Consider the following 202-nt stretch of genomic DNA (forward strand, 5'->3'; position numbering starts at 1 on the left):
TTGATACCCTGATATAGCCAATCAGCATGGACTCATTCCGTTAAAAGCCGTGAAGTGTGCCAGCAGGCCGCGAATAAGTGCCAGGGGTATCTTTCTCGCAAACCTTGGTTTAGGCGAAGCCGCGAAAATGCCCGCCGCATCCGCCATCACCAACGGTGCGGGCTGGCTGTCCATTCCTGTGCTGATTGGCGGCGTCACCCGC

1 protein-coding gene is annotated in these 202 nt (G+C 56.9%); it reads right to left on the bottom strand.

Annotated elements, in window-relative coordinates; translation table 11 throughout:
- Positions 1-21: 21 nt before the first annotated feature.
- Positions 22-202, bottom strand: a 181-nt coding sequence (locus WFL93_RS24260; RefSeq protein ID WP_336779208.1) for a hypothetical protein, incomplete at its 5' end; no start/stop codon positions are given.

Source organism: Pantoea sp. USHLN256, assembly GCF_037149875.1.
Classification (GTDB): Bacteria; Pseudomonadota; Gammaproteobacteria; order Enterobacterales; family Enterobacteriaceae; genus Pantoea; species Pantoea nemavictus.